The 22,405-nt window shown below is 39.2% G+C and carries 27 protein-coding genes; 17 read left to right on the top strand and 10 right to left on the bottom strand.

Annotated elements, in window-relative coordinates; all coding sequences use genetic code 11:
- Positions 1 to 25 precede the first annotated feature (25 nt).
- The 6 genes from PCNPT3_RS13870 to PCNPT3_RS06725 form a co-directional block, all read right to left on the bottom strand.
- On the bottom strand, positions 26 to 178 hold the full coding sequence (locus tag PCNPT3_RS13870) for a YbaM family protein (protein ID WP_015465126.1): 153 nt from the start codon (positions 176 to 178) through the stop codon (positions 26 to 28).
- On the bottom strand, positions 171 to 740 hold the full coding sequence (locus PCNPT3_RS06745; protein WP_015465125.1) for a primosomal replication protein: 570 nt from the start codon (positions 738 to 740) through the stop codon (positions 171 to 173). The genes PCNPT3_RS13870 and PCNPT3_RS06745 overlap by 8 nt, the downstream gene beginning before the upstream one ends.
- The gene (locus tag PCNPT3_RS06740) at positions 728 to 1,507 is read right to left on the bottom strand and encodes a TSUP family transporter (RefSeq protein ID WP_015465124.1); all 780 of its coding nucleotides are present in this window, start codon (positions 1,505 to 1,507) and stop codon (positions 728 to 730) included. Before PCNPT3_RS06740 ends, PCNPT3_RS06745 begins: the two co-directional genes overlap by 13 nt.
- A complete protein-coding gene (dinG, locus tag PCNPT3_RS06735; RefSeq protein ID WP_015465123.1) occupies positions 1,500 to 3,563 on the bottom strand; it encodes an ATP-dependent DNA helicase DinG in 2,064 nt (687 codons plus the stop codon). Before dinG ends, PCNPT3_RS06740 begins: the two co-directional genes overlap by 8 nt.
- A gap of 73 nt (positions 3,564 to 3,636) precedes the next feature.
- On the bottom strand, positions 3,637 to 4,272 hold the full coding sequence (locus PCNPT3_RS06730) for a response regulator (RefSeq protein ID WP_015465122.1): 636 nt from the start codon (positions 4,270 to 4,272) through the stop codon (positions 3,637 to 3,639).
- 2 nt (positions 4,273 to 4,274) lie between these two features.
- Positions 4,275 to 5,987 (bottom strand): histidine kinase, encoded by a 1,713-nt coding sequence (locus PCNPT3_RS06725; protein WP_156801509.1) that lies wholly within the window; start codon positions 5,985 to 5,987, stop codon positions 4,275 to 4,277.
- Positions 5,988 to 6,177: 190 nt separating this feature from the next.
- Here PCNPT3_RS06725 and moaA point away from each other — a divergent pair, with 190 nt between their 5' ends.
- From moaA to PCNPT3_RS06650, 15 genes are all read left to right on the top strand, one after another.
- On the top strand, positions 6,178 to 7,161 hold the full coding sequence (gene moaA / locus PCNPT3_RS06720; protein WP_015465120.1) for a GTP 3',8-cyclase MoaA: 984 nt from the start codon (positions 6,178 to 6,180) through the stop codon (positions 7,159 to 7,161).
- Positions 7,162 to 7,822: 661 nt separating this feature from the next.
- Positions 7,823 to 8,299, top strand: a complete 477-nt coding sequence (gene napF / locus PCNPT3_RS06715) for a ferredoxin-type protein NapF (RefSeq protein ID WP_015465119.1) — start codon at positions 7,823 to 7,825, stop codon at positions 8,297 to 8,299.
- Between the two features lie 2 nt (positions 8,300 to 8,301).
- Entirely contained in the window at positions 8,302 to 8,592 is a 291-nt protein-coding gene (locus tag PCNPT3_RS06710) for a chaperone NapD (RefSeq protein WP_015465118.1), read from the top strand.
- Positions 8,589 to 11,087, top strand: coding sequence for a nitrate reductase catalytic subunit NapA (gene napA, locus PCNPT3_RS06705; RefSeq protein WP_015465117.1), 2,499 nt, complete (start codon positions 8,589 to 8,591; stop codon positions 11,085 to 11,087). The genes PCNPT3_RS06710 and napA overlap by 4 nt, the downstream gene beginning before the upstream one ends.
- Positions 11,088 to 11,186: 99 nt before the next feature.
- The gene (locus PCNPT3_RS06700) at positions 11,187 to 11,654 is read left to right on the top strand and encodes a nitrate reductase cytochrome c-type subunit (RefSeq protein ID WP_015465116.1); all 468 of its coding nucleotides are present in this window, start codon (positions 11,187 to 11,189) and stop codon (positions 11,652 to 11,654) included.
- A gap of 14 nt (positions 11,655 to 11,668) precedes the next feature.
- A complete protein-coding gene (locus tag PCNPT3_RS06695) occupies positions 11,669 to 12,244 on the top strand; it encodes a NapC/NirT family cytochrome c (protein ID WP_015465115.1) in 576 nt (191 codons plus the stop codon).
- 66 nt (positions 12,245 to 12,310) lie between these two features.
- Complete coding sequence (locus PCNPT3_RS06690; protein ID WP_015465114.1) at positions 12,311 to 12,922, top strand: molybdenum cofactor guanylyltransferase; 612 nt, start codon at positions 12,311 to 12,313, stop codon at positions 12,920 to 12,922.
- A complete protein-coding gene (gene moaB, locus PCNPT3_RS06685; protein WP_015465113.1) occupies positions 12,900 to 13,415 on the top strand; it encodes a molybdenum cofactor biosynthesis protein B in 516 nt (171 codons plus the stop codon). Before PCNPT3_RS06690 ends, moaB begins: the two co-directional genes overlap by 23 nt.
- Positions 13,416 to 13,536: 121 nt before the next feature.
- Complete coding sequence (gene moaC, locus PCNPT3_RS06680) at positions 13,537 to 14,019, top strand: cyclic pyranopterin monophosphate synthase MoaC (RefSeq protein WP_015465112.1); 483 nt, start codon at positions 13,537 to 13,539, stop codon at positions 14,017 to 14,019.
- A 2-nt stretch (positions 14,020 to 14,021) separates the two neighbouring features.
- Positions 14,022 to 14,270 carry a molybdopterin converting factor subunit 1 gene (moaD, locus tag PCNPT3_RS06675; protein ID WP_015465111.1) on the top strand — a complete coding sequence of 83 codons (249 nt, stop codon included), beginning with the start codon at positions 14,022 to 14,024 and terminating at the stop codon, positions 14,268 to 14,270.
- Position 14,271: 1 nt separating this feature from the next.
- The gene (gene moaE / locus PCNPT3_RS06670; RefSeq protein WP_015465110.1) at positions 14,272 to 14,721 is read left to right on the top strand and encodes a molybdopterin synthase catalytic subunit MoaE; all 450 of its coding nucleotides are present in this window, start codon (positions 14,272 to 14,274) and stop codon (positions 14,719 to 14,721) included.
- Entirely contained in the window at positions 14,721 to 15,449 is a 729-nt protein-coding gene (modA, locus tag PCNPT3_RS06665; RefSeq protein ID WP_015465109.1) for a molybdate ABC transporter substrate-binding protein, read from the top strand. The genes moaE and modA overlap by 1 nt, the downstream gene beginning before the upstream one ends.
- Before the next feature lie 3 nt (positions 15,450 to 15,452).
- Positions 15,453 to 16,139, top strand: a complete 687-nt coding sequence (gene modB / locus PCNPT3_RS06660; RefSeq protein WP_015465108.1) for a molybdate ABC transporter permease subunit — start codon at positions 15,453 to 15,455, stop codon at positions 16,137 to 16,139.
- A complete protein-coding gene (modC, locus tag PCNPT3_RS06655) occupies positions 16,132 to 17,175 on the top strand; it encodes a molybdenum ABC transporter ATP-binding protein (RefSeq protein ID WP_015465107.1) in 1,044 nt (347 codons plus the stop codon). Before modB ends, modC begins: the two co-directional genes overlap by 8 nt.
- A 138-nt stretch (positions 17,176 to 17,313) precedes the next feature.
- Positions 17,314 to 18,048: an EAL domain-containing protein gene (locus PCNPT3_RS06650; protein WP_015465106.1), complete on the top strand. Its 735-nt coding sequence runs from the start codon at positions 17,314 to 17,316 to the stop codon at positions 18,046 to 18,048.
- Positions 18,049 to 18,127: 79 nt separating this feature from the next.
- Here PCNPT3_RS06650 and PCNPT3_RS06645 read toward each other — a convergent pair whose 3' ends face one another.
- Positions 18,128 to 19,006 carry a U32 family peptidase gene (locus PCNPT3_RS06645; RefSeq protein ID WP_015465105.1) on the bottom strand — a complete coding sequence of 293 codons (879 nt, stop codon included), beginning with the start codon at positions 19,004 to 19,006 and terminating at the stop codon, positions 18,128 to 18,130.
- A gap of 9 nt (positions 19,007 to 19,015) precedes the next feature.
- Entirely contained in the window at positions 19,016 to 20,011 is a 996-nt protein-coding gene (gene ubiU, locus PCNPT3_RS06640) for a ubiquinone anaerobic biosynthesis protein UbiU (RefSeq protein ID WP_015465104.1), read from the bottom strand.
- Between the two features lie 126 nt (positions 20,012 to 20,137).
- Here ubiU and ubiT point away from each other — a divergent pair, with 126 nt between their 5' ends.
- A complete protein-coding gene (gene ubiT / locus PCNPT3_RS06635; protein ID WP_015465103.1) occupies positions 20,138 to 20,662 on the top strand; it encodes a ubiquinone anaerobic biosynthesis accessory factor UbiT in 525 nt (174 codons plus the stop codon).
- Positions 20,663 to 20,786: 124 nt separating this feature from the next.
- On the opposite strand, the gene PCNPT3_RS06630 is transcribed toward ubiT, so the two are convergent.
- Complete coding sequence (locus PCNPT3_RS06630; protein ID WP_015465102.1) at positions 20,787 to 21,068, bottom strand: peptidylprolyl isomerase; 282 nt, start codon at positions 21,066 to 21,068, stop codon at positions 20,787 to 20,789.
- A 132-nt stretch (positions 21,069 to 21,200) separates the two neighbouring features.
- Between PCNPT3_RS06630 and htpX the strand changes: the two genes are divergently transcribed.
- Entirely contained in the window at positions 21,201 to 22,073 is an 873-nt protein-coding gene (gene htpX, locus PCNPT3_RS06625) for a protease HtpX (RefSeq protein ID WP_015465101.1), read from the top strand.
- Positions 22,074 to 22,124: 51 nt separating this feature from the next.
- On the opposite strand, the gene PCNPT3_RS13540 is transcribed toward htpX, so the two are convergent.
- Positions 22,125 to 22,355 carry a hypothetical protein gene (locus PCNPT3_RS13540; protein ID WP_015465100.1) on the bottom strand — a complete coding sequence of 77 codons (231 nt, stop codon included), beginning with the start codon at positions 22,353 to 22,355 and terminating at the stop codon, positions 22,125 to 22,127.
- Positions 22,356 to 22,405 lie beyond the last annotated feature (50 nt).

Raw genomic sequence — 22,405 nt, 5'->3', positions numbered from 1 at the left:
CACGTTGGGTGATGCTACTACTTTGTTAGCTTGCCGTTTGCTTTTTTTTAAAATCATTTAAAGCTATCTCAAGTGCTTCAACAGCCGTCAACGTGGGCACTTTATTTTGCTCTAAGAGCATAATGATATCGACTGCGATTTTCACACTTTCTGGCGCTTCATTTACGTTTTTATTCATTTTGCATGGCCTCAAGTTTAAATTCTAAATTTTGGGTAAAGGCATTACATTTTTGGTAACGCACTTTCAGAGCATCTATTTTATACCTAATTTCGGGTGCGTCAAACGCAGGGGAGGTTGCTAATTTCTCTTCTTGCTCTGCTATCATATTTAATAAACGCTGTTCGTAGTCATATTGTTTTTTGAGTTGTTGGTAAATCTTTTCTTTGGGGTTTGAATACGAGTGATATAATTTTTTCTCTTCGCCTTTTTCGATACAAATAACCAATTGCAGTAACAGCTGATACTGTGCAATAAAACGTTCACATTCAATATTTATCAATGAGTCTGGCAAGTGTTTATTAATAATGAGATTAAGATTTTTTAAGGTTGTTTGTATCTGTTTGATGTAACCCATCAAGGTTAAACTTTTTTTGCTAAACATATGCACTTCAAACGCAAAATAATGATTTTCAGTTTGTTTCAAGTGTGCGTCTAAAGGCTTACAGCGCTGGCTAAGTTGTAATAATTGTTGTTGCAGTTGGCTGAGTAATGTTTGGTAACTTTTATTTATGCTAGCCATGCGTTATATCCTAATTTAAGAGACATTATCAACACGACGCAGATGAAAATAGGGCGTATGAATTTCCCCCCAAAACGAATGGCGGAATGTGCGCCAATATAAGAGCCAATCATGATACAGCCCCCCATCGTTAAACCAATGATCCAGTTGACCTGCCCAAAGTAGATGAAAACACATAATGCAGTAATGTTACTGGTAAAGTTCATCGCTTTAGCCAAACCACTGGCTAATAAAATGTTAAGTTGATAAAGGCGCATACTTGATATCACCCAAAAAGCCCCGGTACCAGGGCCTGATACACCATCATAAAAGCCGAGAATAAAGGCTTGGCATTTTTGCTTAAATTTAAAGTCGGGTGTTATTGCGGGTAACGTTTGATTATCGATATCATGTAAACGATTGAATAAGGTATATAACGCCACACAAAAAATCAGCACTGGTAAAAACTTATCTAACCAAGGCGCCTCTATGGCATTAATAACTAACGTGCCGGCTAATGCGCCAATTAATGAGCTATAGAAACTATGTTTCCAAAAAACGGGATCAAATAAGTTCTTTTTAAAATAAGTAAAGGCGGCTGTCGCTGAGCCAAAAGAGGCTGCCAGTTTATTGGTGCCTAAGGTTAAATGGGGTGATAAGCCTAAGCTGAGTAATGTGGGAACGGTAAGGAGCCCGCCACCGCCAACGATAGCATCAATAAAACCTGCCAATAAACCGACCGAGGCTAATAAGAAGAGGTTACTAGGATCAAGGAGTAATTCAGTCATGTTTTACCTCAAATTGAATATTAAAGGGAGGCAAAGCATCTAACAAACCTTTGCCATAACGTTTTGTTTTTACGCGCTTATCAAAAATAATTATTTTTCCTGTGTCGGCTTCATTACGAATTAAGCGTCCACAAGACTGAATGAGTTTTTTACTGGTTTCGGGGACGGACAATTGCATAAAGGGATTGCCTCCTTTCGATTGGATCCATTCAGAATGTGCTTCTTCGACGGGTGAGTTTGGCACGGCAAAGGGCAGTTTTGTGATCATTAAATTAGTTAAGTAGTGCCCTGGTAAATCTAAGCCTTCAGAGAGACTTGCAGTGCCAAATAAGATACTGGTTAAGCCTTTGTCGCAACGTTTCTTATGGGTTTCTATTAATAAACGTCGAGATAATTCACCTTGTACGAGTAATGCTGATTTATATTTTTTCTGCAGTTTTTGAGCAACTAAATTCATTTGCCAATAAGAGGAAAAAAGCACTAAATGCGCTTCTTTATCTATGATCGCATTATCTATTTTGTCTACCAATTCACTATCAAAATTTTTCTGCGTCGGATCATATTGCATATCGGCAATGACTAAAGGGATCTTCTCATAATCAAAAGGGGACTTTAAACGTAAGAATTGTGTGCCATCATCATCACGTAAGCCACTTTGACGTTGAAAATAGGCAAAGCTATTTAAACTGGTTAACGTCGCTGAGCACAAGATCACAGCACTGGCCTGAGACCAAAAAATATGTTCTAAAATAGCGCCGACTTCTAGAGGTGATGCTTGCAAAGAGATCTCCTCATTTTCTATTTCAACCCAAGCCGCCATCGGTGCATATTTTTCATTGCGCGCTTTGGTTAACATATGCCATAAACTATTCATGTTTTCGATGCGTTGTATGAACGAGCCTATATCAATGAGTAAAGGCTCGACCTCTGAATGCTTAATGTTGTCATCTTTTACCTCTTCATCAATAATATTAGAGAGTTTTCTAAGCGCGCTTAAACATTTCTTCGAGGCTTCTTTTAAGTTTAAGATGAGATCTAATAAAGGCTCTGGTAACTCGCCAAGCGGAAATCGATATTGATTGGTGTCACCGAGAAATTGAGGATTGATTTTAAAAAATTGTTGGGTTTCTTTTAAGTGTGCTTCTAAATCAACGGCACTTTCCAGTAAATTTAAACCGGGGCCTATGACCGTTTGGCGTTTAACAAGGCGATCAATATGTTGTTTGAGTGATTTTGTTTTCTTTAAATTATCAATACTGTTTTTAATATTGACCTGCGCGCTTGAGAAATCACGCGATATTTTAGGCAGATGATGCGCTTCATCTAAGATATAGAAGCAATGCTCGGGCTCAGGTAAAATAATACCCCCACCAAGCTCAAGATCTGCGAGTAAAAGGGCATGATTAACAATGATCACATCGGCTTTATTGACCGCATCACGCGCTCGGTGGAAAGGACATTGTCGATGTTGAGAGAGGGCGCGTTTACAGCTAAATTTATCGGCAACAATATTTTGCCAAATACGATTTGGGATCTGCTCCGGCCAACTGTCTCTATCGCCATGCCATTTACCCGCAAGATAAGCTGCATTTAATTTTTTTAATAAATGCATATCGCCACTGTGTGGCTTTTCGGTAAACATGGCTTGTTGAGCATCTTCTTGTTGCGCTGTAAATAACTTATGCTCACAACAATAACGTTGTCTGCCTTTAGCCAATGTAAATGCAAATTTATAATCGCTGTGACGTAGAAAAAAAGGTAAATCTTTATGCATTAATTGCTCTTGCAGTGCAATCGTTGCCGTAGAGATGATCAACTTTTTTTTCATTTTTTGAGCGACTGGCAGGGCCGCTAAGATATATGCGAGTGATTTACCAATACCTGTACCCGCTTCAGCAACCAGAATACGTCGAGATTTATCGTATTCACCCGCCAATACTTTTGCTATTTCGGCTATCAGAAAATTTTGCGCCTGCCGTTTTTGAAAGTTAGGTAATGCTTGAGTTATCTTCTCATAATTATGACGGATCTGTTTTTTTAAAGAGTCTGAAAGCATAAAAGTAGGCCACTGAGATAAACGAATTTATTATTTTAGCAAATTTCTATAGGCGGATCATCGTATATGCTTTTTATTTAGGTTGTTGTAAATAAACAATCGCTGCTTCAACACGTGATTTTGCCTGTAATTTTTTTAATAAACTTTTAACATGTACTTTTACGGTACCTTCTGAAATGTGTAAGTTTATTGATATCTCTTTATTACTTTGCCCTTTTGCAATCTCTTGTAAAATCTGTCTTTCGCGTTTAGTGAGGTTGTTTAATTTTTCACGAATATTATCTTCTTCATCGAGATCATTAAGATATTTAATTAAGTCATCACTGAGTACCAGTTCGCCGGCCAATACTTTATTAATATTGGAGAGTAATAAACTGGCATCTGAATCTTTTAAGAAATAACCGTTAGCACCATGATTTATCATGGCAATCACATCTTGCTTATTATCTGAGACGGTTAAAATGATGATTTTAGTTAAATGGCCCTGACTACGTAATCTTTTCAGCGTTTCAAGCCCGGATATCCCTTGCATATTAAAATCGAGTAAGATGAGATCTAGCTGATATTGGTTTGCAAATTCTAGGCCTTCTTCACCACTTTTTGCCTCGACAACGATTTCAAATTTACTATCTAAACTAAGCAATTGCGCTATCCCTTTACGCATTAAAGGGTGATCATCAATGATCATGACGCGTATAGCATTCGACATTTTTATTCCTTGTAAGTGTGTTGTTTTTTATAAGGGAAAATAAGTTTCACCTCCGTACCACTGGCTAATGGCAATATCGAAAATGTAGCCCCAATTTCATCGCTACGTTGCTCCATAATAGAAATGCCGTAATGGTTTTCGATGGCGCTGGTATTTGTGATGCCTTTACCGTCATCAATAATACTTATCCAAATATTATTATCGGGGGTGAGAAGACATGACACATCAATATGTTGGCAATCAGCGTGTTTGATTGCATTAATAATAGCTTCTCGCACAATTTGTAACAAATGAATTTGCTGATTGGCAGCACTGTAAAAATGCGTTGAGAATTCTTTTAGGGTGATCTGCGCGCTGGTTTGTTTCTGTAAGGTGCTTATCAACATTTGCACCGCCTCTTTAAAATTAGAATGAGTAGCAGTGAGACGAAACGTTGAAAGTAAAGAGCGTAGCTGCGCATAAGCATCACTGATAGCTTCATCGATATGATGAATACTTTGCAATGCTTTTTGTTGCTCTTTTTGATGTACTTGTTGATGTAATACAGTGCATTGTATTTTCAAAAATGAAAGTGATTGGGCAATGGAGTCATGTAATTCACGTGCGATAATATTACGCTCTTCCATGATCAGTATTTTTTGTGTTTGTTGTACATTTTCTTGCTGGCATAATGCTCGCGCAATCAGCACACTAAAGCTTTCAATGAGGGCGCGTTGTTCCGGACTTTCATTTTCACTATAGTAGTTTAAAAATCCATAGGGTTTGCCATTAATGACAATCGGGAAGCGTGAATTGCGACAATTTATGCCTGAACAGCCAGACTTACTTTGAATAAACGTACCATTGTTTAATTCAATGCAGACTCTTTTCAAATTCGCTTGTTTTACCAGTGCATTAAGGGCGTCATATAACACCGGAGAGGTTAATTTAACCGAACCAAGTTGCTGTGAAATAGAAAGTAAAAAAGCAATCGTTTGGTTTGCATTTTCTAGCTCTTGAGTTTTTTGGTGCACTTGCGTTTTCATTTGTGATATTAGTTGCTGTATTTCAGCATACATATCGCGCATACCTTGTGCTAATATGCCAAATTCATTTTTATAATGAGGAAAATTAACATCATATTGGTGTTTTTTTATACTTTCTACGTTTTTGGCCAATTGGTTGATGGGCTCTGAAATATAGTTTTTAGAATAAAAATAAAGAAATAAGCCAGTGCAAGCAAGCAGCATAAAAGCGATGAATTCAGCGAGATGTACCAAGGTCATTTTTTGATCTGCGAGCGTTTGATATTGATCGATGACTCTATTGATGGATTTTATGAAATACAGTAATTTTACGTGTGCACCTGCCACGTCATTCTGCGCAAAGGCTTCTTCGATGCTTTGCCAACGTGCAAGTAATAGTGCACTATTTTCATTTAAAGAGTGCGTATTAAACCACGAACTTTTTAATAGTTTAGCCGGGCGGATTGTATTTTCAATCTCGGCCAGTAATAACGGCGTTTTTTCAGGATCGTTTTGTAAGGCATAGAGCAGTTTAAACGTATTTATTTTAAACTCACCTAACTTGCTGATACTGCGTGTATCTGCAATGTGACTGTCAAACGTACTAAAAGTCGCCAATAGGTGTACAACAGAGATAAGAAGGATCACCAAACAGCTGTTTGAGATAACTTTTGTTATTGAATGAGAACGAAATAGTAGATTAATTTTCATGGCTATAAGAGCATATGCAAAAATTATAATAATGTAACATAATTGCTACATTAGTGGTATGAAATTAATATGATCTGTACACTAATATCAGTAAATAGAAGAGATCAAGGGATCCTCAAATACAATTGGTCCTAGATCTATGATGAGGGAAGGGATTAATTCATTATTCCCTCTTTTTAAAGGAACTTAAATGCAACAACAACTTATTGATAATTTTGAACGAAAGTTTGAATACTTACGCTTATCGATCACCGATGAATGTAATTTCAAATGCAATTATTGTTTGCCTGATGGTTATCAACGTAGTCATCAAAAATCGTTTTTAAGTCATCAAGAGATTAACAATTTAGTGATTGCCTTTGCTGAACTCGGCACAAAAAAAGTCCGCATTACAGGCGGGGAGCCTAGTCTACGTAAAGATTTTACGCAGATAATTGCTTCGGTAGCAAGCGTCGATGGTATTGAAAAAGTAGCGACAACGACGAATGGGTTTCAACTTGAAAAACAAGCTAAAGATTGGTTTGATGCAGGATTGTCTGCCATAAATATCAGTGTCGATAGCTTAGATGCCAATACTTTTCACTTGATCACCGGCAAGAATATATTTCAAAAAGTGATGCGTGGCGTACAAGCAAGTCTCAAAGCGGGTTATGCACAAGTTAAAGTGAACAGTGTGTTAATGAAGGGCGTTAATGATAATGATCTGGCTTTATTTTTAAATTGGATAAAAACAGAGAAAATTCAATTGCGCTTCATTGAGTTAATGCAAACAGATGATAATGATGCGTTTTTTAATAAATATCATTTGTCGGGTGAATCAATAAAGGCGCGATTATTGGCAGAAGGGTGGCAACAAAAACAGCCTTTAAGTCACGATGGCCCCGCCCAAGTATTTAAGCACCCTGAATATGAGGGTGAAATTGGTTTGATCATGCCTTATAGCAAAGATTTTTGTAAAAGTTGTAATCGCTTACGCGTTTCCTCTACTGGGCGTTTGCATCTTTGTTTATTTGGCGAAGAAGGGGTGGATTTACGCGACCTTTTAGGTAATAGTTGCGATAAAGAAGCATTAAAACAACGCATTAGTAATGCGCTTAAAGATAAAAAGATAAGCCATTATTTACAACAAGGGATAACCGGAGGCACGCCTCATCTTGCCTCTATTGGCGGCTAATGATTGCCATGAGACTTAAGACCTCATTGTGTTTAGCTTCTGCGCCTAAATTTGAAAACAGTGATTGTGCATTGACGTTTTAGCGCAACATGCCATTGCACCGATACGTTCAATTGGCTTGCCCTGTGGCGAGCCAGTTTGAATACACCTTCTACGTAGTAACAGATGAAAGGAAATAACCCTTAACACGGGTTGTGCCTTTAATTACTCTCTTCGCCAGCGCAAAAAAAACCTTGAAGTAACATAACGATAGTATGTATTTTCCCACACCCGTGGCATATACACTGATAATTTTAGTTATACCAAAGGAATTAATTAAGTTTTCATGTATTGCGAAGGAAAAATAAACACTAGCAAGGTGTGAGTTGTAGGAGGTAGTTGTTCTCACTTCAAAACTCACAACGCCGGGTGGGATAATTTCAACAAGCAAGATGGGTAACCTTTTTAGTTCCTTTGGTATTAACATACCCCCATTTTAAATGCGCCTATCTAAAAAACTTATCACTGACAAGCGCAAAACCTCCAATATAACTTATATTTAAAGTTACCTTGATATATATCAAGTCAGGGCCTCTTTTACCCTAAAGAGGTATATTTTATGAACTCAGAGTCATTAACAATCAACGTATTATATTAACATTCCGTTTATGAAGGGGCTTCGATGTTAAAAATAAACAGTGCTAAACGCAGTTTATGGCGCCCTAAGAAACAGATTAATAAAGATAATTTACTGCCGTGGCTAAAAGATGCCGATATTTTTTTTGAGCAATGTACACAATGTGGTGATTGCTTAAGTGCTTGTCCAACGCAGATCATTGTAAAAGGTGATGGAGGATATCCTAAAATAGATTTTAATTTAGGAGAATGTGAGTTTTGCTCAAAATGCGCAGATATATGCACACAGCCACTGTTTTTAGATACTCGCTTACCCGCGTGGTCTAAAAAAGCACAGATCAGTGAAAGTTGTTTAGCGAATAAAAATATTTATTGTCGGAGTTGCAGTGATAGTTGTGAAGCGCAAGCATTAACGTTTCAACTAGGGATCAGTGCACTACCCACTATTAATCTTGACCTGTGTAATGGTTGTGGTGGCTGCGTTGCACCTTGCCCTACTCAGGCGATTATAATTAAGGAATAAAAATGCAACAAGCAGAGTTACATATATCGAGTTTAATTGTACACATGCGACCGCATAAGTCCGAATCGATTAAAAAAAGTATTAACGCTTTTTGTGGCGCAGAAGTTGTGTCCATCTCTGAGCAAGGTAAAGGCATCGTGTTATTAGAGTCATCACACCAACGTGAAATAATGGAAGTGATAGATAACATTAATGACCTCGATGGCGTGCTCAATACTGGGCTGGTTTACCATGAATTTGAAAAAATAGAATATGAAGAAGAAAAGTCGCCAGAAAGTAAGGAAATAATATGAAATTTAGCAGACGTGAATTTATGAAAGCGCAAGCGGTGGCCTCAGCGGCTGTCGTTGCAGGGATAGCTCTACCCGTTTCAGCAAGTAATTTAATTGCCAGTCGAGATGACAGTAAAATAAAATGGGATAAAGCACCATGCCGATTTTGTGGTACAGGTTGTAGCGTCCTTGTCGGCACTCAAAATGGTAAAGTAGTGGCAACGCAGGGAGATCCTGAGTCCCCTGTAAACAAAGGTCTTAACTGTGTTAAAGGCTATTTCTTATCTAAAATAATGTATGGCAAAGATCGTTTAACCACGCCATTATTACGCATGAGCAATGGTGTTTATGATAAAAATGGTGAATTTGCGCCTGTTTCTTGGGATCGCGCTTTTGATGTAATGGCTGATAAGTTTAAAAAAACATTACGTGAAAAAGGCCCAACAGCTGTCGGTATGTTTGGCTCCGGCCAATGGACGTTATGGGAAGGTTATGCCGCCTCAAAGCTAATGAAAGCAGGGTTTCGTAGTAATAACTTAGATCCTAATGCACGTCACTGTATGGCGTCTGCTGTGGGTGGCTTTATGCGTACCTTTGGTATTGATGAGCCGATGGGCTGTTATGATGATCTTGAAAATGCAGATGTGTTTGTCTTATGGGGCTCTAATATGGCCGAGATGCATCCTATTCTTTGGTCGCGTTTAACTGATCGCCGCTTAAGTCATCCGGATGTTCGTGTACATGTGTTATCTACTTATACGCATCGCTCTTTTGAACTTGCAGATAATGGCATGATTTTTACGCCACAATCTGATCTTGCCATCTTAAACTTCATCGCCAATTATATTATTCAAAATGATGGTGTTGATGAAGACTTTGTTAAAAAACATATTAATTTCCGTAAAGGTGTTACCGATATTGGCTATGGCCTTCGAGATACTGATCCTCTACAGAAAAAAGCTAAAAACCCTAACAGTGGCGCGTCCTCGCCAATGAGTTTTAGTGAGTATAAAAAATATGTAGAACCTTTTGATGTTGAATATGCCGAAAAAATGTCAGGCGTACCGGCAGCTAAACTGATTGAACTGGCAAAAGTATATGCAGATCCAAAGCTTAAAGTAACGTCATATTGGACCATGGGCTTTAATCAACATACGCGTGGCGTATGGGCAAATAACCTTGTATATAATATCCATTTATTAACGGGTAAAATATCTAAACCCGGCAGTGGACCTTTTTCATTAACGGGTCAACCCTCTGCCTGTGGCACCGCGCGTGAAGTGGGCACGTTTTCACATCGTTTACCTGCCGATTTAATGGTTAAAAATCCGAAGCATCGCGCTATTGCTGAAAAAATATGGAAACTACCTGAAGGTACTATCCCGGCTAAACCGGGTTATCATGCCGTCGAGCAGAACCGCATGCTCAAAGATGGTAAGTTAAATGCCTATTGGGTGATGTGTAATAATAACGTGCAAGCTGCCGCTAATATTAATGAAGAGGTTATCCCAGGTTATCGTAATCCAGACAATTTCATTGTGGTGTCTGATCCTTATCCAACGGTGACAGCGCAATTAGGTGATCTTATTTTACCGACGGCTATGTGGGTAGAAAAAGAGGGCGCTTATGGTAATGCAGAGCGTCGTACACAATTTTGGTATCAGCAAGTTAAAGCGCCTCAAGGGGCTCAGTCGGATCTTTGGCAATTAATGGAATTTGCAAAGCGCTTTAAAATTGAAGAGGTTTGGCCTGCTGAGCTGATAGCGAAAATGCCGTCAGTTAAAGGTAAAACAATGTATGAAGTGCTTTATGAAAATGGCAATGTTAATGCGTTTTCAATTGATGAAGTGCCAGAAGACAAGTTAAATGATGAATCAAAGCATTTTGGTTTTTATGTTCAAAAAGGTCTTTTTGAAGAGTATGCGACTTTTGGTCGTGGCCATGGACATGATTTAGCGCCTTTTAATGATTACCACAAAGCGCGCGGTCTACGCTGGCCTGTTGTTAATGGCAAAGAGACACTTTGGCGTTTTCGTGAAGGATCTGATCCTTATGTTGAAAAAGGATCAGAATTTCAATTTTACGGACACAAAGATAAACGCGCGCGCATCTTTGCTTTACCTTATGAGCCACCTGCAGAGTCTCCGGATGAAGAATATGACCTTTGGTTAAGTACGGGCCGTGTATTAGAGCATTGGCATTCAGGTTCAATGACGCGTCGCGTACCTGAACTGTACCGCGCTTTCCCAGATGCAGTGGTATTTATGCACCCTGAAGATGCAAAAAAACGTGGTTTACGCCGTGGTGATGAAATTATATTAGCCTCGCGACGTGGCGAGTTAACGTCCCGCGTTGAAACACGAGGACGTAATCGTCCACCGATAGGTCTGGTATTTATGCCGTGGTTTGATGCTAAACAGTTGGTTAATAAAATCACCCTTGATGCCACTGATCCGTTATCGAAACAAACGGATTACAAAAAGTGTGCGGTTAAAATAACAAAGAAACAAGTCTAAAGATAAGGACTGTTTTGCACTTCGATGACTACGCCTATTTTGGTTAAGAAAGACAAAATAGGGCGTAGAGCCGAAAGTCTGAATGAGGTGGAGATAAAAATGAAAAAACGATTAATGGCAATATGTAGCGCGGCAATGATCACGTTTATGGCCTTGCCGGTAAGCAGTGAAACGAGTGATTTAACCTCTAATAATGGAGGCGTCAAATCTTTGCGTGGGCAAGTTGAGATCTCTGCGATTAATAAATCAGAGATGTTGAAAAGAGTACCTAGAGATCAGCCTTTAATAGATCGTAATTACGTACAACAACCCCCGATGATCCCTCATACAACGCGTGGTTATCATGTAAACTTAAATGTGAACAAATGTTTGTCATGTCATAGTTTTAAAAATGCAGGCGAGATGGGTGCAACAAAAGTGAGCGTGACACATTTTCAGGCACGTGATGGTATGACGTTATCTGATGTTTCACCGCGTCGTTATTTTTGTTTGCAGTGTCATGTCACGCAAGTGGCGGCAAAGCCGTTAGTGGAAAATAGTTTCCAACCGGTTAAATCGTTACAATAAAGGAGCAAAATGTGATGCTTAATTTATTAAAGCGTTTATGGCTGATCATGCGCACGCCTTCAACTGCTGCCATGGGTTTTATTTTAATACTCGGCTTTAGTGGCGGGATAATTTTCTGGGGCGGATTTAATATGGGCATGGAGGCAACCAACTCAGAAGCTTTTTGTGCGAGTTGTCATGCGCCCATTGTTGAAGAAATTCAAGAAACTATCCATTATTCAAATCGTTCAGGCGTTCGCGCTATTTGTAGTGATTGTCATGTTCCACATAACTGGACTGATAAAATAGTACGTAAAGTGCAAGCGTCAAAAGAGCTTGTAGCCTTTGCCCTTGGTACTATCGACACCAAAGAGAAGTTCCAAGCGAGACGTAGCCATCTGGCTAACCGTGAATGGCAACGAATGAAGAAAAATGATTCTCAAGAATGTCGTAACTGTCATCAATTTGAATTTATGGACTTTAGTGAGCAAGGCAGGCGTAGTGTGAAACAACACTCCACCGCATTAGCGTCGGGTGAAAAAACCTGTGTGGATTGCCATAAAGGTATTGCACATAGATTACCTGATATGAGTGGCATTAAAGGCTGGTAAGCGATATTATTCAAGGGTTAACCAGTAAAAGGGGCTTTGGCCCCTTTTTTTGTAAGGAAAATAGGTGTGAAAATAGCAGGGGTAGTATTAGCAGGGGGGTTATCAAGTCGTATGGGCATTGATAAAGCCTCGCTTTTATTAACACAAAAAACATTGTTAAAGCACGCCCAGGAATTACTATTATCTCTTAATCTAACCGATGTTTTTATCAGTGGATCGTATGCAGGATATCGCTGTATTAGCGATGTGCATAAGGAAATGGGGCCCATTGGGGCGTTATATGCCTGTGAGCAGGCATTGTGTTATGATTACGATGCGCTGTATGTTATTGCCGTTGATATGCCACTTTTAAATGTACAAACGTGTCAGGCAATATTAAAAAAAGCCAGTAACAGTGCGCATGGCGTTTATAGCGCGGATGCATTATTCCCTCTTTTCTTGCCTCTCAATATGCCTTTAAAAGAAGAACTTTCGAGATTAGTTGACAGCAACGATCCTCGTCAGCGTTCATTATACAGTTTATTAAGAACACTCAAGGTCGCGCCAATAAGTGCGAGCCAAGAAGAGCGTTTCTATTTACAAAACACCAATACACCTGAGCAATGGCAGCGTTGTAAAACACTTTATTCTCTATTAAAAAATCAAAGGAACCGAAATGAGTCACCTGAGCAGCAGTAAATTTAAAAGTGCTAAAATGGCAGTGTTAACCGTATCTGATACGCGCAATGAAGAGACAGATACCTCGGGAAAATATTTGGTCGAGTCTTTACTCGAGGCCGGCCATGAATTACGCGATAAAAAAATCGTGATTGATTGTCCTTATAAAATAAGAGCTATTGTTGCAACTTGGATTGCGGATGAAAATATAGAAGGGATATTGATCACCGGCGGAACAGGCTTTACACAACGCGATACGACGCCTGAAGCGGTGAGTGTTTTATTTGATAAAGCGGTAGAAGGCTTTGGTGAGCTTTTTCGCCATGTGTCGTATCTTGAGATTGGTTCATCAACCATTCAAAGTCGCGCTTTAGCGGGTTTTGCAAATAATACTGTCATTTATTGTATGCCGGGTTCAACGGGCGCGTGCCGCACCGCGTGGACAAAAATCATTAAAGAACAAATGGACTCAACGCACACTCCGTGTAATTTTATGCCGCATTTAGGTCAATAAAATCGCGAGGATGGCACACGCATCTGTTTTGTTTTTTAGTAATAAATATCAGATAAAAACACAGAGCCTAAAAAGGATTTGTGTTTTTATTTTTAATCATATAGATAGAAAAGGTAACACCATGACAAACCCGTTTACGCATATTAACCAAGATGGCAAAGCAAATATGGTTGATGTCACCCATAAGATCGTCACTGAGCGTCAAGCAAGAGCACAAGCCTTTATTGAAATGTCGGCATCAACATTAAAAGCAATTGTCGATGGTAACCACCATAAAGGTGATGTTTTTGCCACGGCGCGTATTGCGGGTATTATGGCAGCTAAAAAAACGGCTGATTTGATCCCGTTATGCCATCCGCTTGCACTGACGAAAGTAGAAGTTGAATTAATTGCTGAGCCAGAATTTAATCGCGTGCGTATTACCAGTTTATGTAAATTATCTGGCAAAACAGGCGTTGAGATGGAAGCGTTAACCGCAGCCTCTGTGGCAGCCCTTACTATTTATGACATGTGTAAAGCGCTACAAAAAGATATGATCATCTCGAATGTGAAGTTATTAGAAAAAACAGGTGGCAAATCTGGCCATTTTAAAGCGCAGGAGTAAGTATGATCAACATTCTGTTTTTTGCACAATTACGTGAACAATTAGGTACCGACACATTAAATATGCCTTATGAAGATAATATGACGGTCGCAATATTACTCGCGCATTTAAAAGCCGAAAATACGCAATGGCAACCTATTTTATCAAGCCAGACGTTAATGGTTGCCGTTAATCAAAGTATGGGCAATATGAGCACGCCGTTATGCCGTGGTGATGAAGTTGCTTTTTTCCCACCGGTTACCGGAGGCTAGTATGATCAAAGTACAAACTCAGGACTTTAATCAGCAAGTTGAATATGAGCATTTACGCGCTGCAAGTCAAACGGGCGCGATTGTTACTTTTACGGGCTTAGTACGCGATGTTAACCAAGGAGAGCAGATTAGTTTATTGACCTTGGAGCATTATCCGTTAATGACAGAGAAAGTCTTAAACGAGATCGTGGCGCAGGCAAGTTTGCGTTGGTCTATTTTAAACGTGCGCGTTATCCACCGAGTGGGTGAGTTGCAATTATTAGATCAAATTGTATTTGTGGGTATTGCAAGCTTACATCGTGGAGATGCCTTTGCTGCATGTGAATACATTATGGATCATTTAAAAGCAGCGGTACCTTTTTGGAAAAAAGAACGTAATAATGCAGGTAAATCTTACTGGGTTGATGCTCGTGAAAGCGATCAAAACGCCTTAAAAAAATGGCAGTTATAATGCGCTTTATATTGGTAATAATCAGTTTGCTTTTCATGTCAAATACTCAGGCTGCGCTTAACATATGTGCGGCCAGTAACTTTAAAGTGACGCTATCTGAGATCGTTGCACGTTACAGTGAGGTGTCTTCCCAAAAAATATTAATATCGAGCGCTTCAACGGGCACTTTATATCGGCAAATCATGCTTGGCGCGCCTTTTGATTTGTTTTTATCGGCAGACAGTAAACGCGCTAAATTAATTGAACAAAGTAAACAGGGGGTTTTAGGATCTCGTTTTACTTATGCGCAGGGTCGTTTAGCCTTTTGGGCGCCTAAGTACCAAGGTATTATGGATGAAAGTACGCTAAAAAATACCCTACTAACGACCAAAGGGCGCATCGCAATCGCGGATCCTCGCTTAGCACCTTATGGAAAAGCGGCCAAAGAGACGCTAGAAAGTATCATGTTATGGTCGAAATTATCGTATGTAAAAGGCAGTAATATTGCGCAAACCTATCAATTTATTGATTCAGGTAATGCACAAGCGGGTTTTGTGGCACTTTCTCTCTTATTGCAAAATAATAAAACCCATTATTATGTATTAGCGCCCCAATCTTATGCCCCCATATTACAACAAGGTGTATTATTAACGCATGCACAGAGTAAGCAACACGAGGTGCAAAAATTTGTTGCCTTTTTAAGGTCGGATGCCATACAAGCATTGATCCGTGCTCATGGGTATTTATAAGCGATGTTGACAGAATTTGATATTAGTGCGATTTACTTAACATTGAAACTCGCATCATTAACAACGTTCATTTTATTATTAATTTCGCCACCGCTTGCTTGGTGGTTGGCGCGAAGTTCTCGCATTTATCGACCGTTTATTGAATCTTTGGTCGCTTTACCGTTAGTTTTACCGCCCACTGTTTTGGGGTTTTATCTGTTACTGGCGTTCTCACCTGATAGTTATTTTGGCGCCTTTTGGATACAAATGACGGGATCAGGCCTCGCATTTTCTTTTTCAGGATTGTTAATTGCCTCCGTTATTTACTCTTTGCCTTTTGTGGTACAACCTTTGCAAAGTGCCTTTATCAATTTAGATAAAAACTATTTAGAGGTGGCATCTACCTTAGGCTTTAGTGCGAAAAAAACCTTCTATAAAGTTGTTTTTCCGATGACCTTACCCAGTTTCATTATTGCCGGTGCGTTAGGCTTTGCGCACACCATTGGTGAGTTTGGGGTGGTGCTGATGATTGGCGGGAATATACCCGGAGAAACACAAGTGTTATCCATTGCATTATTTGATCATGTTGAAACCTTAGAATATGAGCAGGCACATTTTCTGTCTTTATTATTACTGGGCTTTTCAATGTTTTTATTAATGTTTATTTATGCCATTTTACATAAACGTCAAAAGCGCTTAAATCATGCTTAAATTTAACTTATCTAAAACGACGCTTTTTAACTTTAAAAGTGCGATTAACTTACAAGGTGTTTGCGTTATTTTTGGTGATTCGGGCGCAGGGAAAACCTCATTGGTGCGCGCCTTAATTGGCCTTGATAATGATTTTATCGGTGACGTTGTTTTTAAAGACGAGATTTGGCAAGATCCAACGAAATTTATAAAAACAGAAAATCGACGTATCGGGATGGTGTTCCAAGAGCCACGTTTATTCCCGCATCTTAATGTGCAAAAAAACTTAAGTTTGGCAGCCCACAAAGACAGCTTGTATACCTTAGATGAACTGGCCGATTTATTACAATTTACAGCGTTATTAACGGCGTCGGCGCAAACGCTTTCGGGTGGCCAAAAACAGCGCATTGCGATTGCGCGCGCAGTACTTACCGCGCCTCGGTTGCTTATTATGGACGAGCCTTTGTCTTCACTCGACGCGCACAGTAAAAAAATACTATTACCCTTTATCAAGAAAGTAAGTAAACAGATACCTATCTTATATATTACCCATTCCTTAGCTGAGCTGTTTTATCTGGGATCGCATATGCTACTTATCCACCAAGGGAAAATAGAAGCGTATGGGACGCCTCAAGCGCTGTTTATCGATCCCGCTTTGAGCTTGTCAAAGTTGATGCATTCTGGCGCATTATTAAGTGTTACAAATCTGCAATGGGATCCAAAAAACGCATTATTAAAAGCACAAGTAGACGGACAGACATTACTCTTAAATGTGGAAACAGAGCCTTTAGGCTGCGATCTTAAAATAAAAGTAGAAAGTACGGACGTGATCATTGCGTTGCAACCATTAATAGGATGTTCGCTACAAAATTGCTTACAGTGTCATATCAAAGAAATAGAGCATGTATCTGCAACGCAAGTTATGTTAGCGTTAGCGCTTAATAAGCAAATCTTATTAGCAAAAATAACCCATAAATCTTTAGTTGAACTTAAACTACAAGAAGGGCAGTTTGTTTTTGCTTATATAAAAGCACTGAGTTTGATTGGGTTAGATTGAATAGTGTATGAACTTATTATAAAGAAAATAAAAACAATAAGGGTTTAGTTAAATTTTAATCAAAGTTAAACCAGTATGTTTACTTATCAACTTTAATGGATTAAAGTCTTACTAACCAATGCTTTAGGGACAAAGTAAATGCATAAAATGCAACAATTAAGTGCGTGCCAATTGTTAGATTTAATACACGCAAAACGTTTTGGCGCAGAGTATCAGCCAATTATTGAAGTTAAAAATGGTCATATTTTTGCTTACGAGTGTTTATCTCGATTTTATGATGCACAAGGTCAAGCTATCGCTCCCGATATTGTGTATGCCTCCTTACATAAAAACCCTCTGAGTTTATTTCAAGTTGAATACCAGCAAAAACTATTACAATTAGACAATGCCCCTGATAGCACGGATATTTTTGTGAACTTAGATCAAGACTCTTATTCTGCATCCGATCAATTAGGCCAAGATAATCCCTTTGTTGTACTGTTTAAGGATTACAAAAAAGCCAATATTATTGTTGAACTTATTGAAAACTCACAAATAAAAGATGCGCTCGTTAGTCTGGCAATGATTGATAACTTATCGAATAATGGTATTGATACGGCCATCGACGACTTGTTTGATCCCCTTTCTATGTTATCGACATCCGTTATACAACTTGTTGATTTTATTAAACTCGATAAATATGTGATCCAAGAACAAAAAAATCAAAGCTTATTACCTTTAGTAAAAGCAATGGTAGGCTATGCGCATGCCACTAATAAAAAAGTAATATTAGAGGGCGTTGAAACAACAGAAGACTTATTTTTTGCAAGGCAACTTGGCGTAGATTATGTGCAGGGTTTTTTATATAAACCTCTCTTTGAATATATTCGCTAACCTTGTGGGAGTCATTAAGATAGGTATTTTATTACAAAACACCTATCTTAATTCAGGTCTATCTGGTGTTATTTCGCATTTAGCGTAGTGTGTCTAATCCCGCTATCTTATGCCAAAAACCATTACATTCCTGATGCGACAGGGCCTCTTTGATATGATGGCCTGTCACGGCATCTCTAAATTGTTTTAACACCTCAAATGCCTGGGTTGATGAAGGACTGATACGTAATATATCAACTAAGCCCTGCATTGATGACATATCGTTGATCAAATTATAGCAAGATCCTGATTGCGTTTGGATGCCATTAAGGATGAAAACCTGCTGATCTTCTTGTGTCGTTGTCGGCCTGCCTTGCGGGTATTTAATGCAGCAAAGTTCACAATCATCTTTGGCTTTGTTTTCGGATCGGGCGGTAAAGCACCTTGCAGAATACGCAAGAGGCATAAAACCATGCGCGAAAACTTCGATTTCAAATTGTTCACGAATACCTAATGTTAGACAATCTTCAACCACTTTGACTAGCCAGTCTCGAGAAAGCTCAACGGGCATTACCCAGCGTTGCATACCTTTATTTACAAATAATTTAAGTACTGATGCGTTATAGCAATTAATGGCGGGACCACAGGTAAAGGGCACTTTTTGTTCATGCAGTAATTGAATGGCTCCCACATCATTAGCCTCTACACTCAGCTCTCCATTATTACAGAGCTGTTGTAATATTTTTATCTCCGATGGCGCTTCCAGTAACGCCATACTCGATAAAACCACTTCTTTACCTTGTTGGGATAATGATTTTGCAAGCTCTATCCAGTCGCGCGTTTTTAGCTCTCTACGTTTACTGCATACCGTTTCACCTAAATATATGATATCTGCATCGCTAGTGACGGCTTGATCATAAAAATCGTTAATACTTTGTTTGGGCCAATAATAGAGCACAGGGCCTAATGATAATTTCATGTTAATTCCTTACTGCCATTTTCGATGATATGCGCCGAGTGTGGTTTGATTACCTTCGGAGACGTTCTCAAGTACGCGATCCCAAGCAGGTTGCACTTTATAGCTATCGGGAGCAGCAAGATATGCATCAATGGCAGCGCGCCAAACACGCGTTATTTGCTCAACATAAGCAGGGCTACGCTGACGTCCTTCTATTTTTACAGAGCTAATATTTGCGCGCATTAATTCAGGTAACATCGATAACGTATTTAAACTGGTTGGCTCTTCAAGGGCATGATAAAGCTTGCCTCCGACATTAAAGCGACCTTTACACAAGGTGGGGTAACCGGTTTTTTCATCTGCTTGGTAACGATCTATTAAAATATTATTTAAACGCGACTCTAGGCCTGTATCTGTCTCTTGCCAGCGAACATATTTGGCAGGGGAGCAGGCGCCTACCGTATTTGGCGACTCACCGGTAAAGTACGAGGACAAATAACAACGACCTTCAGCCATAATGCATAAACTGCCAAAAGCAAAAACCTCTAAGGCCATGTCGGTGTTACGAGACAGCTGTTTTACTTGTTGCATGGACAGTACACGCGGTAAAACGACACGTTTAATATTGAAATTTTTCTGGTAAAAATCAATGGCAGCGGTATTCGTTGCCGACGCTTGCACACTCAAATGTAATTCGAGATCAGGGTGTTTATTGACGGCGTAATCGAGCGTGGCAATATCGGCAATAATGGCAACATCGGCGCCTAAATCAACGCATTTATCCACCGCATTTTGCCAGCGCACTTCATTGCCTGGATGTGAGAACGTATTGATAGCGACATGTAAGTTTTTATGATGATCTTTGACGTATTGCGCACCTTTTATTAATTTTTTATCATTAAAATTTAATCCCGCAAAATGACGGGCGTTGGTATCGTCTTTTAAACCGACGTAGACGGCATCTGCACCGCAGTCAATGGCCATTTTCAGTGCAGGTAAGCTACCCGCAGGGCAAAGAAGTTCCATAATTATTCTCATCGCGACTAAAGTTATGCAATTGTAAAAAAAATGGTAAAACTTTTATTGATGTAGGGCAGGGTTGTATGATTCTTTCCTCTTTATAATGGTATTTTTTATTTATCGAGAAATATAATGTTAAAAAAGGCGTTATTTAAACTACATCAACATGCTGTTAAGCAAGCTCCTGAGTTCTTAGCCTTACCCTGTACATTGTTGCCCTTCTTTATACAAAAGAAATTATTGGCACAATTATTAGCGCATCTTTTTAAAGAGGCGATGGAAGATGATGAGTTAGCATTTTTAGAAGGTAAATGGTTGAAAGTAGAGATCACAGATCTGCATCTTACGTGGTTTTTAAGCTTGGCAGAGGGACAATTGTTGATTCAAGAAGACTGTCCTCAAGTCGATGTCACTTTTGCAGCCAATGTGAATGAACTGATTTTAATTGCAGGGCGCAAGGAAGATCCTGACACTTTATTTTTTCAGCGCCGTCTATCCATTCAAGGTGATACGGAGCTTGGTTTAGAGGTGAAAAATCTATTAGATAATATTGATCATGATAGCTTACCTGCAGCAATCAAACATTCTATTCACTATTTTTCAACGTTTGTGCAACAAGGTTTACAACCTGAAGCATCGGCATTAAATGCGATTTAAAAAAATGCACCTTATTGATAAGGTGCATTTTTATATACTCATGATACCTAAAACACAAGATTAATAAGCCCGTTGGGCTTAGCATCTCGGCCTAAAGCATATTGAGTAACATTAATAATAAATATTAATCGTCACGCTCAGTTACTTCTAACAAATGATAACCAAATTGTGTTTTTACAGGGCCTTGAACTTCACCAATCGGCGCACTAAAAACAACTTTATCAAATTCAGGTACCATTTGTCCTGGTCCAAATTGACCTAAATCACCACCGGTTGCGCCAGATGGGCAAGTTGAATGCTTTTGAGCGATACTTGTAAAGTCGCTACCTGCTTCAATTTGTTTTTTAAGATCTTCACAAAGTTCAGAGCTAGTTACTAAAATATGTCTTGCACGTGCTAAAGCCATCGTTATTTCCTTTTTATTTATGAATAAAGCGCAAGATAAATGAAATCTTGTTCTGGATCAACTTTTACCTTGCAAAAAACCTAAACTGCCATATTATGTCTAATTATAAGTTTATTTATTAATGAGGTTTGAATGAAACGAATTGGACTGTTTTTAATTACGAATTTAGCGATCGTATTAGTACTCGGTATTGTGTTAAACATTGTATTTTCGGTATTAGGGCTTAATTCAAGCAGTGTTGGCGGATTATTAGTTTTAGCGATTGTTTTTGGGTTTGGTGGCTCTTTTATTTCGTTAGCTATGTCAAAATGGATTGCAAAGCGCAGTACTGGCGCTGTGGTTATCACCTCGCCCGCTAATGAAACTGAATCTTGGTTATTAAAAACGGTAAATCAACAAGCAAAAAAAGCGGGTATTAGCTGCCCAGAAGTCGCGATTTATAACAGCGCAGATATCAATGCGTTTGCAACCGGTATGAATAAAAACAAAGCGCTCGTTGCTGTTAGCTCTGGTTTACTCGAGCAGATGACGCGTGATGAGGCAGAGGCCGTACTGGCACATGAAATCAGTCATGTCGCGAGTGGCGATATGGTGACGCTGGCATTAATACAAGGGGTTGTTAATACCTTTGTTATTTTTATTGCACGTATCGTGGGGGGAATTATTGATAACTTCTTAAGCTCTAATGACGAAAATGAATCGTCTGGGCATGGCTTCTCCTATTTTATTATCGTATTTGTTTTAGAGATGGTTTTTGGTATTTTAGCCAGTACCATTGTGATGTATTTTTCACGTCGCCGCGAGTTCAGCGCTGATGCAGGTGCTGCTAAATTGGTCGGTAAAGAGAAAATGATCGCAGCACTGCAACGCTTACAGCAAAGCGCAGAGCCTAAACTTGAGGGTACTCTGATGGCATTTGGTATTTCAGGTAAGCGCAAAGGGGGCTTATTTATGTCTCATCCACCGCTCGAGCTGCGCATTGAAGCCTTAAAAACGGCAATGTGATCAACTAAAAAGCTCGCGTCAATGCGAGCTTTTTAATTCTTGTATATGTACTCAGGCTCCCGCAGTGACTTCTTTAACGTCAGACTCAACGGTCAACGTCGCACTACCCAGAATAATAGGAATGATGGCTGAGCCACGGGCAGAGCCACTTTCGAGTCCTGTTTCTTGGCCGTTCGCAAGTTTACAATCCTGATTTTCACCTTGTAGGTATTGTTTAACAATCTGCACCGCTTGTGCGTTTTGCTCTATTGCAATATAACTTTTAGGTTTGTTTTTTAACAAGGTTTGTTTTTTAAAAAAAGCTTGGCACTAAACCCTGATCCTGGCGCAAA

The organism is Psychromonas sp. CNPT3, from assembly GCF_000153405.2.
In the GTDB taxonomy this organism is placed as follows: Bacteria; Pseudomonadota; Gammaproteobacteria; order Enterobacterales; family Psychromonadaceae; genus Psychromonas.
Note: the sequence above shows the minus strand (reverse complement) of the source record. Positions and strands in the feature narration are given on the sequence as shown.